The sequence below is a fragment of the Polaromonas sp. genome (assembly GCF_039932935.1).
Lineage (GTDB): Bacteria > Pseudomonadota > Gammaproteobacteria > Burkholderiales > Burkholderiaceae_C > Polaromonas.
Genome location: NZ_JBDTPB010000009.1, coordinates 45,158 through 58,119, shown reverse-complemented (window position 1 = coordinate 58,119; position 12,962 = coordinate 45,158). Strand labels below are relative to the sequence as shown.

Genomic DNA, 12,962 nt, shown 5'->3' with positions numbered 1-12,962 from the left:
GCCCCCGGCGCGTTGCATCGTTGTGCAGCTACTTTATCCATGACCCGAAGCGATCTTGTCGAAGAACTGGCGGCCCGATTCAGCCAGCTGACGCACCGCGACGCCGAATATGCCGTCAAGACGATTCTTGATGCCATGAGCGACGCGCTGGTGCGCGGCCACCGGATTGAAATCAGGGGCTTTGGCAGTTTTTCCATCAACCGGCGCCCGCCCCGTATGGGCCGCAACCCGCGTTCCGGTGAAAGTGTGGCCATCCCTGAAAAGCGGGTGCCGCATTTCAAACCGGGCAAGGCATTGCGGGAAGCCGTGGATGCCCGTACCCAGGAGCTCCTGGCGGTCACGGATCCGAAGTAAGGTCTTCCTGTCTTCCCTCAGTGGTCTGGCTACAATCGCCAGACCACCACGGGGGACGACCAAGTGAAATACCTCATGTGGCTGCTTAAGGCAGCCATTTTTTTTACGCTGTTTGCTTTTGCGCTGAATAACCAGCAAACGGTTTCGGTGAATTTTTTCTTTGGCACGATGTGGAAGGCCCCCTTGGTGCTGGTCGTCCTCGCGGTCTTCGCCTGCGGGCTGGCATTGGGCATTTTTGTCATGATGCCGCGCTGGTGGAAAAAACGTAAAACTGCCAGACACGCCTCACCTGACGCACCCCATACCGTGACCGACGACCCCTCCACGCTTCACCATGGAATTTGATTTCACCTGGGTTTTGCTCGGGTTCCCGATTGCCTTCACCCTGGGCTGGCTGGCTTCGCGACTGGACCTGCGGCAACTGCGCATCGAAAACCGGCAGGCACCCAAGGCCTATTTCAAGGGACTGAACTTCCTGCTCAATGAGCAGCAAGACCAGGCCATTGATGCCTTTATCGAAGCAGTACAAAACGACCCCGACACCTCCGAGCTGCACTTCGCTTTGGGCAACCTGTTTCGCCGCCGCGGTGAATACGAGCGCGCCGTGCGTGTACATGAGCACCTGATGTCGCGTGGCGACCTGACGCAGCCCGAGCGCGACCGCGCCCAGCACGCACTGGCACTCGACTTCCTCAAGGCCGGCCTGCTTGACCGCGCTGAAACAGCCCTGCGCAAGCTTGAGGGCACGCCGTTCGAGGAAGAGGCCCGGCTTGCCTTGCTGTCCATCTACGAACGTTCACGCGACTGGGCAAACGCGACCGAAATCGCCGCCAGGCTGGGCACTTCAAGCCACGGCAGTTTCAGCGCCCGGCAGGCGCACTACCTCTGTGAGCAGGCCATTGCCTCGGCGGCAGCAGGCGACACCCACGAAGCCCAGGACACCCTGCAACAGGCCGTCGCCATGGCACCCGTGTCGGCCCGCCCCTTGATTGACCTTGCCAAACTGCAGCAACAGCTCGGCAAACCCCAGGATGCATTGCGTACGCTGCTGAAGCTGGAAGACCTTGCGCCACAAGGCCTGCCGCTGGCTGCCGGCTTGCTCGCCAACATCGCCCAGGCCAGCGGCCAGGAGTCCGCTGCACTGGAGCTGCTGAAAGCCAGCTACGCCAACATGCCGTCTATCGACGTGGTCGAAGCCATCGTCAAACTGGAAAAAGATCCTGTATCCGCGCGCCAGTGGTATGCCAGGCACATGGAGCGTCAGGCGTCGCTGGTGGCTGCCGGCAAATGGATCGAGGGTGAAAAGCTCCAGGACGAACACCATCACGCACTGGTGCAACGCTCGCTGGGCCAGGCCACCAAACCATTGATGCGCTATCGCTGCGCCGCCTGCGGCTTTGAAGCCACCCAGCACTTTTGGCATTGCCCCGGTTGCCAGGCATGGGACAGCTACCCGACTCGCCGAATCGAGGAATTATGAACACCCCCGTGGAGGCTTCGCCTCCCTCCCCCTTGCAGGGGGCGGCACCTGCGGCCTGGCAAAGCCAGTTCCGCGCTGCCACTGGAAAAAAAAACGGCTGATGCGCATTGAGCCGCTCTAGAACAAGCAAAAAGATGACACCACCTTCAACTCTCTCCCATGAACAAATTGCCAAAGCCCGCGTGCTCGTGGTGGGCGACGCCATGCTGGACCGGTACTGGTACGGCGCGGTGGACCGCATTTCGCCTGAAGCCCCCGTGCCCGTGGTGCGCGTCACGCGCACCGAGGAGCGCATAGGCGCCGCCGCCAACGTGGCCTACAACATCGTCACGCTGGGCGCACAAGCCTCGCTGCTGACCGTGGTGGGCGAAGACGAGGCCAGCCACCAGCTGGAGGCCTTGGTCGCCAAAACCGGTATCGTGCCTTACTTCGGCCGCGATGCAAGGCTCAAAACGACAGTCAAACTGCGCGTCATTGGCCGCCAGCAACAGCTGATCCGGCTTGACTTCGAGAACACACCGGAAAGCGAGGTGCTCGCCTCGCAGTCCGCTACCTTCGAAAAACTGCACACACAGCACGACGCCGTGCTTTTTTCCGACTATGGCAAGGGCGGCCTCGCGCATATCTTGCTGATGATCTCCCAGGCACGCGCGGCGGGCAAAGTGGTGTTGGTTGATCCCAAGGGGGCGGATTACGCGCGCTACAAAAACGCCAGCGTCATCACGCCGAACCGCGCGGAGCTGGAGCACGTGATCGGCCCCTGGAGCGACGAAGCCGACCTGCGCACCAAGGCTCATAACCTGCGCACCACACTCAATCTCGATGCCCTGCTGCTGACGCGCAGCGAAGAAGGCATGACCTTGTTTGACGCCCAGGGCGAGCTGAATGTGCCCGCCGTGGCACGCGAAGTGTTCGACGTTACGGGCGCCGGCGACACGGTGATCGCCACACTGGCGGCCATGGCGGCCACCGGCATGAGCCTTCGCGAAGCAGTACCAATCGCCAACCGTGCCGGCGGCATTGTGGTGGGCAAGTTTGGTACGGCAACCGTCAGTTATGACGAGCTGTTTGCCGCGCATTGAGCGGCAGCACAGAAAAAGGAATCCATCATGAAAATAGTTGTGACCGGCGCTGCGGGCTTTATTGGCAGCAACATCATCAAGGGTCTCAATGCCCGCGGTATTGACGACATCATCGCTGTCGACGACCTGACTGAAGGCGACAAGTTCCGTAACCTGGCCGGCCTGCAGATCGCCGACTATGTGGATGCCGACGACTTTTACGACCTGTTTGCCGAAGGCGCCTATGGCCAGGTCGAAGCGGTATTCCATGAGGGTGCTTGCAGCGACACCATGGAGCTTGACGGCAAGTACATGATGGACAACAACTACACGCTGTCGTGTGAGTTGTTCCATGCCTGCCAGGACCAGGGCACGCGCTTGTTGTATGCCTCGTCAGCCGCCACGTATGGCGGCTCCGACACGTTCAGGGAGTCACCTGAATTCGAGAAGCCGCTCAATGTCTACGGCTACTCCAAACTGCTGTTCGACCAGCGGCTGCGGCGCGAACTCGGTGCCCGGTTTGAAAATGCCGCCACCCAGGTCGCGGGCTTTCGCTACTTCAACGTCTACGGTCCCCATGAACAGCACAAGGGCCGCATGGCCAGCGTGGCCTTTCATCAGTTCAACCAGTTCCAGTCCGAGGGCAAGGTCAAACTCTTTGGCGAATACGGTGGCTACGGCGCCGGTGGCCAGATGCGCGACTTCGTCTTCATCGACGACGTGGTGGCCGTGAACCTCTGGTTCTTTGACCACCCCGAACAATCCGGTATTTTCAACCTTGGTACCGGAAAAGCCCAACCGTTCAACGACGTCGCCATCGCCGTCGTGAACACCTTGCGGCAAGGACAGGACGCCACAGCCTTGTCACTGGAAGACGCCGTGCGTGGCGGGCTCATCGACTACATCAGCTTCCCGCCAGCCCTGGTCGGCAAATACCAAAGCTATACCCAGGCCGACCTCAGCGCCCTGCGTGCTGCCGGTTGCGACCATGCCTTTGCCGATGTGCAAGCGGGTGTAACCGCTTACATGCGATGGCTGGGTAAGAGCAACTAAGGCACCAGGTTTCCTCTCACTGCATGGATCGAGCGGGTCAACCCTGCAAGCGCTCTGGCCGTTATAAAGCTGACCCTTGCCACCAAGGGTGCATAACGCGCCTCCCCCATCCATCTTTGAGGAGATTCCCATGTTCAAGAAAGTATTGGCGTTTTTCGCCGCCATGTCTCTCGTCGCAGCCTTCGCTGCGGTCGACGTCAACAAAGCCAGTGAAGCCGAGCTCGACGGCATCAAGCACATCGGCCCCGTCACTTCCAAGCTGATCATTTCCGAGCGCAAGAAAAGCGAGTTCAAGAACTGGGACGACTTCATCACCCGCGTCAAAGGTGTTGGAGACAAACGTGCAGCCGAGTTCTCCGCAGCCGGGCTGACCGTGGGCGGCGCCTCCTACACCGGCCCGTCCGCGAAGGATGCCAAGGCAAAAGCCAAGGGCGACGTTAAAGCGGATGCCAAGGCCAGCAAGACCTCTGACAAGCCCATCACCCAACAGGCCAAGGATGCAGCCATCGCCACCAAAGACGCCGTCAAGGGCGCCGCGATCGCCACCAAGGACGCCGTCAAGGAAACGGCCAAGGATGCCAAAAATGCTGTGATGTCCAACAAAGACACCAAGAAGGAAGTCAAGACCGAGATCAAGGTCGAGACCTCCAAGCCCGCCGCAAGCGCCGCCAAAAAATAAACCGGTTCATCCCATGAAAAAACCCGCTTCGAGCGGGTTTTTTCATGGTCATTTCGGCCTCCAGCCCTTTAAGAACGTGCGCAAGCAGCTATCTATTTCATAGCGACAGCGGGAACTTCTACACCAGCGCAATCAGGTCCGTCACGCCCACTGCAGCGCCGGCCTGCGTAATGAGAGTCGTGGCCTGTCCCCGATGGTGCGTCTGGTGGTTGAAAAAGTGCGTGATGGCTTTCCAGACGGCATGCTCACGCTGCACGCCTTTTGAGTTGCTGTATCGCATGGTCATGCCCGGATACGCCTCGGGCATGTCGGCAGTCCACTGCTCAATGGCGGTGTCGAGTTGCAGTCGTTTGGCTTTCAGCCCAGTCCAGTCTTCGTACAGCACCATGTCCAGCGTGTAAGCCTCCGGCATGTCGATCACGTCAGCGCCCAGCGACGCGAAATGGATACCGTTTTCAACGCCGCATTGTGCAAAGCGCCTGAGCCAGACCTGGTCGGCCAGAACCAGATGGCCCAGCGTGTGATGAATCGAGCCAAAAAAAGCGCCACGTTCACGCTTGCGTTCCTCATCCGTCAGCGCCTCGCAGGCCGCATAGAGCCGCTCGTTGAGCCAGTGGTTGTAGCGGGCGAGCAGGCGGTAGTTTTCAGTAAAGGTTGGCGTGTCCATGGTGCCTCATTGTGGCGCTATCAAGCCGTGTCTGCAGCAGGCGACCGCCGCATCCACCACCGCACCACCGCCTGCACCGAAGCCGCGGTGACCACCGCGGCGGCCAGGGCCATGAGAAAAGCCGCCAGTGCGCCAAACGTTCCGAGCGCCCAGTACAGCGCGATGAAAAAGGCGGCAAAACCGTGGAGTCCTTGCAGAAACCCCGCCATCAGCGAACGGGTGGCCGCCGCACCATAGCGCGGCAGCGTGAAGCACGGCAACACCGTTCCGGTGATCGGCACCGCTAGCAGCAGACCGCTGACGACGGGCGGCAGCACGTCGGCGCCTGCGATGACGGCGGCAGCCATGGCAACGGCGGCGGCGACACGCAACACCAACTCGACTCGCGGCACAGCCACAGGCGCGGCAGGCCCTGCATGGTGCGCCGCAAACCACAGCCCGGTAGCCGGAGCGGCCAACGCCAACGCACCCACAAGCGTGGGTGACAGCGACAGCTGCGTGAGGACAAGCGAGGCGGCAAGGTAGGCCAGCAGCGCCAGTGATACGCAGACCGGGGCGCTCCATCGCCCGGCACTCGCCGCGAAACTCACGATGTGCACAATCGCGGCCGGCAGGCACACCAATGTGGCCAGCGCGACCGCCCTCACCTGCCCGGCATCATGGTCCAGAAGGAGAATGGCGATGATGGGCGCGGCGATCATGGGCATGCCAGCAACCGCACCGCCCACGCGATGCCCAAAGCGCCGCGCCGCCAGTGTGGACAGCAACACCGAGAACGCGACGAGCGCGAGCTTGAGTACCAGCATCAGGCTTTGGAATGATTCAGTGGCACGAATTGTCCGAGGTCCCGAAAGCCGGCCAACCAGGAGCGCACACCGGGAAATTCCGCCATGCTGAACGCCACGCCCTCAGCCAACGGAACAAGGCCTTCACGCGGCACGGTACTCTGCCTCGAATCGCCGTTCGCAGGCATGGACGAACTGACGCGTATGTTGCTGGACGGTGCTCACTTGGGTTCTACACCGTAGCCCCCGCCACCGGGCGTGTGAATCTCGAACACGTCACCGGGCAGCATTTCAGCCTGCCCGATATGGCCCAGTGTTTCGACCTGACCTTGCGCCCGGACCACAATGTTTTGCCCTACCTGGCCGGCCTGGCCGCCCGCCATGCCGAAGGCGCCATGTTTGCGCCCGTTCGACAAAATGCTGGCCGTCATGGCCTCCAGGAAGCGAACCCGGCGCACGCCGCCATTGCCTCCCTTCCAGCGCCCTGCTCCGCCGGAGCCCTGGCGGATCTCATAGCTTTCCAGCCGCACTGGAAAACGGAATTCCAGCACCTCCGGGTCGGTCAATCGTGAGTTGGTCATGTGAGCCTGCACGACGGAGGTACCGTCAAAACCCGACACCACCTTGCCCGCATCGTCGAGCTTGCCGCCGGCACCCGATCCGCCTGAAATGGTCTCGTAGTACTGGTGGCGCGCATTGCCGAAGGTGAAGTTGTTCATCGTGCACTGGCCGGCCGCCATCACACCCAGCGCACCATACAGCGCGTTGGTGATGCAGGTAGAGGTTTCCACATTGCCCGCCACCACCGAGGCCGGTGGATTGGGGTTGAGCATGGAGCCCGCCGGAATGATGACCTTGAGCGGCTTCAGGCAACCTGCATTTAACGGAATGTCGTCGTCGACCAGCGTGCGGAACACATACAGCACCGCCGCCATGCACACCGCCGTCGGCGCATTGAAGTTATTGGTCTGCTGCGGCGACGTGCCGGTGAAGTCGATCTCGGCGCTGCGGCCTTTGACATCGACCCGGATGGCCACCTTGATCTGGGCCCCGTTGTCCAGCGGCAGGGTGAACTCGCCGTCCTTCAGGCGCGTGATCACGCGGCGCACCGACTCTTCGGCGTTGTCCTGCACGTGGCGCATATAGGCCAGCACCACCTCCAGGCTGAAGGTGTCGACCATCTTGCGCAGCTCCTGCACGCCTTTTTCATTGGCGGCGATCTGCGCCTTCAAATCCGCCATGTTCTGCTGCGGGTTGCGGCTCGGGTATTTGCCGCTTTTGAGCAGCGCAATCATTTCGGCCTCGCGCAGCACCCCGCGCTCCACCAGCTTGACGTTGTTGATCTGCACACCCTCTTCCTCAATCAAGGTCGAGAAGGGCGGCATGGAGCCCGGCGTGATGCCGCCTATGTCGGCATGGTGGCCGCGAGAACCGACATAAAACGTGGGCAGCGCGGAGGCACCGAGGTAAACCGGCGTGATGACAGTGATGTCGGGCAGGTGGGTGCCGCCGTGGTAGGGGTCATTCAGCACATAAACATCGCCCGGTTGCATCTTGCCCGCGTTCTCGCGAATCACCGTCTTGATGCTTTCGCCCATGGAGCCCAGGTGCACCGGCATGTGCGGCGCGTTGGCGATCAGGTTGCCTTCGGTGTCAAACAGCGCGCAGCTGAAGTCCAGCCGCTCCTTGATGTTGACCGAGTAGGCGGTGTTCTGCAGCTGCAGGCCCATTTGCTCGGCAATGTTCATGAAAAGGTTGTTGAAGACCTCCAGCAGCACCGGGTCCACCGTCGTGCCGGCTGCAAACTTGATGGCGCGTTCCGCCCGGCGGTCCAGCACCAGGTGATCCAGTGCCGTGAGCGCGGCTTCCCAGCCGGGTTCCACCACCGTGGTGGCGTTCTTCTCGGCAATGATGGCAGGCCCCGAAATGATGTCGCCGGGCCGCAGGTCTTCGCGTACCACCAGCGCCGCGTCGTGCCACTGGCCGCCTGAATACATGCGCACCGTTTCGCGGCGCGGCACTTCGCGCGGTTCATGCGTGGCATGGCGCGGCTCGGCCGGCGCATCGCCCGCCACCACCGCCTCTACCGACACAGCCTCCACGATCAGACCCTTGCCCTGCATCAGAAAGGAAAAGCGCTGGCGATAAGCCGCCTCAAATCCGGTCTCGATCTCTTCGAGCGTCCCGAAGGGAACGATGAGCGCGGAGTCGCTTCCTTCATAGCGCACATGCACCCGGTGATGCGTGGTCATGTTGCCCGTGCTCACCTGCTGGCGCTGGAGCTCGGCCTCCGCGGTAGCAGCGAGCGCATTGAGCTTGTCGGCGATTTCCGGGAGCACGGCGGCCGAAAGCTTGAGCTCCACCGCCTGTTCGCGAATCACGTTCTGGTCGGCCAGGCCCATGCCGTAGGCGCTCAGCACGCCCGCCAACGGGTGCACAAACACCCGGGTCATGCCCAGCGCATCGGCCACCAGGCAGGCGTGCTGCCCGCCCGCCCCGCCAAAGCATTGCAGTGTGTAGCGCGTGACGTCATAGCCGCGGGCCACTGAAATTTTCTTGATGGCATTGGCCATCTGCTGCACCGCGATGTTGATAAAGCCCTCGGCCACCACCTCGGCGCTGCGCCCGGTCTGCCCGGCCAGTTCGTTGAACTGCGCCTCGACCGCTTCGTAGCTCAGCGGTTCGTCGGCGTTGGGACCGAACACCTTGGGGAAATAGCGTGGCTGGACTTTCCCGACCATCACATTGGCGTCTGTCACCGCCAGGCGACCGCCGCGCCGATAGCTGGCCGGGCCAGGGTTGGCGCCCGCGCTTTGCGGGCCGACCCGGAAACGCTCACCGTCAAACTTGAGGATGGAGCCGCCGCCTGCCGCCACGGTATGAATGCTCATCATGGGCGCGCGCATGCGCACGCCGGCCACCTGGGTCTCAAACTCGCGCTCGAATTCTCCGGCGTAATGCGATACGTCGGTGGAGGTACCGCCCATGTCAAAGCCGATGACCTTGGCATGGCCGGCAATGGCCGCCGTGCGGGCCATGCCCACAATGCCGCCGGCCGGACCGCTCAGGATCGCGTCCTTGCCCTGAAACACATGCGCGTCAGTCAAACCGCCCGAAGACTGCATGAAAAACAGCCGCACGCCGGGCATCTCGCTGGCCACCTGCTCCACATAGCGGCGCAGGATCGGCGACAGGTACGCATCCACCACGGTGGTGTCACCGCGGCTGACAAACTTCATCATCGGGCTGGTTTCGTGCGAGGTGCTGATCTGCGTAAAGCCGACCTCGGCCGCGATGCCCTTGGCGGCTTTTTCGTGCGCAGTGAACCGGTAACCATGCATAAAAACAATCGCAAGGCTCCGCAGCCCTTTCTGGTAGTGCGCGACCAGCTCCTTTTTTAATAGCGCTTCGTCGAGCGCCTGAAGCACCTCGCCCTGCGCGCCCACGCGCTCCTGGGCTTCGACCACGGCGCTGTACAGCAGTTCGGGCAATACGATATGGCGGTCAAACAGCCGGGGACGGTTTTGGTAAGCGATGCGCAGGGCATCGCGAAAACCGCGCGTGGTGACCAGCAGCGTGGGTTCGCCCTTGCGCTCGAGCAGCGCGTTGGTGGCCACGGTGGTCCCCATCTTCACGCAGTCGACCACATCGGCGCGAATCGGCTCACCGGCCTTCAGGCCCAGCAGGTGGCGTATGCCGGCGACCGCCGCGTCGCGGTACTGCTCGGGGTTTTCCGACAGCAGTTTGTGCGTCACGAGCGAGCCATCGGGCTTCTTGGCCACGATGTCGGTGAACGTGCCGCCGCGGTCTATCCAGAATTGCCAACGGTCGCCGCCCGGTTTCGAAATGGTGTCTTGCATGATTTTTTAAAATTGAAAAAGTTAAGCGTGATCTTGAAAATACCGGTATTTGTCTTCGATATGCCCGTTTCCGAGGGCGATCCCCGGCGTTTCACCGAACGAGACGTGCGTCAACCGCTTCCTGCCAATGTACCCAAGTACGGGCGCCAGCAGTTCAAGGGTTGGGGCGCCGCGGGCCGCCGCCTCGGCCGTACACCAGGGGTACGGCAGGCTGTACGCCCAAGGCAGGATTTCGTCCTGCATCGCAGGCGGCAGTGATTGCATGGTTTCTATTGTGATGGACAGGCATTCCACCAGACCCGAGGCGGCAAAACACCAGTCATAGCGGCCGCACCCGACACGCACCGAGCGGCCTTCCTTCTCGGTCATGACGACCAGCCAGTCACAACTGAACACACCGGCCTCATTGCGCGGCGGAGGGGACAGGCAGAAGGTGTACACATTCTCGTAATTCCTGGCGAAATTGCGGACCAGCACGTCGGCGATGGCCTCCCGACCCCGCGAAGCCGGCGGAAAAGAAATCGCAGCGGTGTTGACCACCATTTCGAGCAAGGCGTCCGGCACAAAAGCCTCCTCCAGCAAATGGGGCCGATTGCCGTCCTTGGCGCGCAGATAGGCAAATATCGAAGCGGCGGGTGTGTTCATGGAATGGAGGGCAGGGTGAGAGTCAAAGGTCAAGGGAGCGGTAGCGCCAGGTTCATTGCGGCATGTAATACGGCACAAAAATGTCGTTGGCCTCATTACCTACCGAGCGGATCCATTCCCTTGAAAATTTCTCGCCCATGCGCTTGATTTCCTGGTCCAGGTCGGGCGGAATGCGCTCGATCTTGACGCCGTTGGCGCGCAGCTCTTCGGTCGCGCTGGTCGCCAACGCCTGACTGGCTTGCCAGCCGCGCGCCTCCGCCTCCTGGGCCGCCTTCAGAACCTGCGCGCGACGCTCCGGCTTGAGGGCGTCAAAGGCTTTGCTGTTCACAAACACCACATTCTTGGGAAACCAGGCATTGATCTCGTAGTAATACTTGATGGGGCCCCACACCTTGTTTTCCACGCCGGTCAGTGCCGAGGTGATCATGTTGTCCATGCGCCCTTCGGACAAGGCCTTGCCGACGTCCACCATCGCCACATCCACCGGCTTGGCCCCCAGCATTTCGGCAATGCGCAGAGTCGTCTGGTTGTAGGTACGCATCTGCGTCCCCTTGAAGTCGGCCAGACCACGCACCGGCTTATTCGAATGCAGGCCCTGCGGCGGCCAGGGCACGGCGTACAACAGCTTCATGCCCCGCTCGGTGAAATGCTTTTCAATGCCCGGCCGCTGCAGCTTCCACAGGCGTTGCGCGTCCTTGTAAGAGCTCACCACAAAGGGGATGGAATCCGCGCCGGCCAGCGGAATGTCCTTGACCATGCTGGTCATGATGGTCTCGCCGGCCTCGGCTTTTCCCTGCTGTACCGCCGCACCGATGTCCGCCAGCTTGGCCAGCGTGTTATTGGGATACACCTGTATCACCAGCTGCCCACGCGTCGCCATGTCCACGTCGCGGCCAAACTGCAAGATGTTCTGTGTGTGGAAGGACTCTGCGCGGTAGCCGGTCGCCAGCTTCCAGGTGGTCTGGGCCATCGCGGTGTGGGCGTGACCCAGCACAACCGCGCACACGGCGGAGAATAAGAGCTTTTTCATGGGAACTCCTGAAAAGAAGTGGCGTCTTGCTGCGGGGCTACATGTGATGTGGCAGCCACAGCACCACATCGGGAAAGAAGTAGGTAATCAATACCGCGAAGATCATGAGAAAGAACAATGGCAGCGCTGTGCGTGCGATCCAGGTCACCTCACGCTTCGTCAGGCCCTGGATGACAAACAGGTTGAAACCGACAGGCGGCGTAATTTGTGCCATTTCGACCACCAGCACGATGAAGATGCCGAACCAGACCAGGTCAAACCCGGCGGCTTCCACCGTGGGCAGCAACACTGCAATGGTCAGCACGACAACCGAAATGCCGTCGAGGAAGCAACCCAGGACGATGAAGAAACCGATCAATCCCAGCATCAACATGAAAGGCGAGAGGTGCAATGCGCCTATAAACTCAGCCAGGTGCCGGGGTAGCCCGATGAAGCCCATGGACAGGGTCAGGAAAGCGGCACCGGCGAGGATCAGGCCGATCATGCAATAGATGCGGCAGGCGGCGACCAGCCCTTCCTTGAACTTGCTCCAGTTCAGCGAGCCCTCGATAGCAGCCAGCACGAGCGAGCCGGCCACGCCCAGCGCCGCTGCTTCCGTGGCAGTGGCGATGCCGCTGTAGATGCCACCCAGTACGACCACAATCAACGACACCACTGGAATCAGATGGCGCGAGGCGTAGACCTTCTGACCGAAGCTCATGGCCACATCAGCCGTGGGCACCTTGTCCTTGTTGAGCAGGGCCCACACCACGATGTAGCCCATGAACAGCGCGGCCAGCATCAGGCCCGGAATCACACCGGCCAGAAAGAGCTTGGCAATCGACACATTGGCCGCCACGCCGTACACAATCATGATGATGGACGGCGGGATCAGGAGGCCGAGCGTGCCTGCACCGGCTAACGTACCGACGGAAATATCGTCGGGGTAACCGCGTTTTTTGAGTTCGGGCAAGGTGATCTTGCCAATGGTGGCGCAGGTGGCCGCTGACGAACCGGAAATGGCGGCAAAGATAGTACAACCCACGACGTTGACATGCAGCAACCGGCCCGGCAGGCGATCCAGCCAGGGCGCAAGTCCCCTGAACATGCTGTCAGACAGCTTGCTGCGAAACAGGATTTCGCCCATCCACAGAAACAGCGGCAGCGCAGTCAGGGTCCAGCTCGAGGTGGAACCCCAGATGGTCAGCACCATGCTGTCCCCGGCAGGCCGCGCCGTCAGCAATTCCATGCCGAGCAAGGCCACGGAGAGCAGCGACAGGCCAATCCACAAACCCGATCCCAGCGCCGCGAACAGCAGCACGATCAGGCCAAAAGCAATGAAGATGTCCATTTTTTTTCTCTCAAGAGC

The 12,962-nt window shown here is 61.4% G+C and carries 12 protein-coding genes; 6 read left to right on the top strand and 6 right to left on the bottom strand.

Features of this window, described 5'->3' with window-relative positions:
* Positions 1–39: 39 nt before the first annotated feature.
* The 6 genes from ABI546_RS01115 (at position 40) to ABI546_RS01090 (ending at position 4,627) form a co-directional block, all read left to right on the top strand.
* The gene (locus ABI546_RS01115; RefSeq protein WP_348043247.1) at positions 40–354 is read left to right on the top strand and encodes an integration host factor subunit beta; all 315 of its coding nucleotides are present in this window, start codon (positions 40–42) and stop codon (positions 352–354) included.
* A 63-nt stretch (positions 355–417) separates the two neighbouring features.
* Complete coding sequence (locus tag ABI546_RS01110; RefSeq protein WP_348043245.1) at positions 418–699, top strand: LapA family protein; 282 nt, start codon at positions 418–420, stop codon at positions 697–699.
* Positions 689–1,834 (top strand): lipopolysaccharide assembly protein LapB, encoded by a 1,146-nt coding sequence (lapB, locus tag ABI546_RS01105; RefSeq protein ID WP_348043243.1) that lies wholly within the window; start codon positions 689–691, stop codon positions 1,832–1,834. Before ABI546_RS01110 ends, lapB begins: the two co-directional genes overlap by 11 nt.
* Positions 1,835–1,968: 134 nt before the next feature.
* Positions 1,969–2,916: a D-glycero-beta-D-manno-heptose-7-phosphate kinase gene (rfaE1, locus tag ABI546_RS01100; RefSeq protein WP_348043241.1), complete on the top strand. Its 948-nt coding sequence runs from the start codon at positions 1,969–1,971 to the stop codon at positions 2,914–2,916.
* A gap of 27 nt (positions 2,917–2,943) precedes the next feature.
* The gene (gene rfaD / locus ABI546_RS01095; RefSeq protein WP_348043239.1) at positions 2,944–3,948 is read left to right on the top strand and encodes an ADP-glyceromanno-heptose 6-epimerase; all 1,005 of its coding nucleotides are present in this window, start codon (positions 2,944–2,946) and stop codon (positions 3,946–3,948) included.
* A 130-nt stretch (positions 3,949–4,078) separates the two neighbouring features.
* Positions 4,079–4,627 (top strand): helix-hairpin-helix domain-containing protein, encoded by a 549-nt coding sequence (locus tag ABI546_RS01090; protein WP_348043237.1) that lies wholly within the window; start codon positions 4,079–4,081, stop codon positions 4,625–4,627.
* Positions 4,628–4,745: 118 nt separating this feature from the next.
* Here ABI546_RS01090 and ABI546_RS01085 read toward each other — a convergent pair whose 3' ends face one another.
* The 6 genes from ABI546_RS01085 to ABI546_RS01060 form a co-directional block, all read right to left on the bottom strand.
* Entirely contained in the window at positions 4,746–5,294 is a 549-nt protein-coding gene (locus tag ABI546_RS01085; RefSeq protein ID WP_348043235.1) for a DinB family protein, read from the bottom strand.
* Positions 5,295–5,314: 20 nt separating this feature from the next.
* Entirely contained in the window at positions 5,315–6,100 is a 786-nt protein-coding gene (locus tag ABI546_RS01080) for a hypothetical protein (RefSeq protein ID WP_348043233.1), read from the bottom strand.
* Between the two features lie 200 nt (positions 6,101–6,300).
* Entirely contained in the window at positions 6,301–9,939 is a 3,639-nt protein-coding gene (locus ABI546_RS01075) for a hydantoinase B/oxoprolinase family protein (protein WP_348043231.1), read from the bottom strand.
* Positions 9,940–9,960: 21 nt separating this feature from the next.
* Complete coding sequence (locus ABI546_RS01070) at positions 9,961–10,584, bottom strand: hypothetical protein (protein ID WP_348043230.1); 624 nt, start codon at positions 10,582–10,584, stop codon at positions 9,961–9,963.
* 52 nt (positions 10,585–10,636) lie between these two features.
* A complete protein-coding gene (locus ABI546_RS01065; RefSeq protein WP_348043228.1) occupies positions 10,637–11,614 on the bottom strand; it encodes a TRAP transporter substrate-binding protein in 978 nt (325 codons plus the stop codon).
* A gap of 37 nt (positions 11,615–11,651) precedes the next feature.
* Positions 11,652–12,944, bottom strand: a complete 1,293-nt coding sequence (locus tag ABI546_RS01060; RefSeq protein ID WP_348043226.1) for a TRAP transporter large permease subunit — start codon at positions 12,942–12,944, stop codon at positions 11,652–11,654.
* Between the last annotated feature and the right edge of the window lie 18 nt (positions 12,945–12,962).

Bases quoted from the DNA above. Each gene is read 5' to 3' on its own strand.
- lapB (WP_348043243.1), top strand. From the start codon at position 689: ATGGAATTTGATTTCACCTGGGTTTTGCTCGGGTTCCCGATTGCCTTC.
- rfaE1 (WP_348043241.1), top strand. From the start codon at position 1,969: ATGACACCACCTTCAACTCTCTCCCATGAACAAATTGCCAAAGCCCGC.
- ABI546_RS01060 (WP_348043226.1), bottom strand. From the start codon at position 12,944: ATGGACATCTTCATTGCTTTTGGCCTGATCGTGCTGCTGTTCGCGGCG.
- ABI546_RS01075 (WP_348043231.1), bottom strand. From the start codon at position 9,939: ATGCAAGACACCATTTCGAAACCGGGCGGCGACCGTTGGCAATTCTGG.
- ABI546_RS01085 (WP_348043235.1), bottom strand. From the start codon at position 5,294: ATGGACACGCCAACCTTTACTGAAAACTACCGCCTGCTCGCCCGCTAC.
- ABI546_RS01065 (WP_348043228.1), bottom strand. From the start codon at position 11,614: ATGAAAAAGCTCTTATTCTCCGCCGTGTGCGCGGTTGTGCTGGGTCAC.
- ABI546_RS01080 (WP_348043233.1), bottom strand. From the start codon at position 6,100: ATGCTGGTACTCAAGCTCGCGCTCGTCGCGTTCTCGGTGTTGCTGTCC.
- ABI546_RS01070 (WP_348043230.1), bottom strand. From the start codon at position 10,584: ATGAACACACCCGCCGCTTCGATATTTGCCTATCTGCGCGCCAAGGAC.
- ABI546_RS01090 (WP_348043237.1), top strand. From the start codon at position 4,079: ATGTTCAAGAAAGTATTGGCGTTTTTCGCCGCCATGTCTCTCGTCGCA.
- ABI546_RS01115 (WP_348043247.1), top strand. From the start codon at position 40: ATGACCCGAAGCGATCTTGTCGAAGAACTGGCGGCCCGATTCAGCCAG.
- rfaD (WP_348043239.1), top strand. From the start codon at position 2,944: ATGAAAATAGTTGTGACCGGCGCTGCGGGCTTTATTGGCAGCAACATC.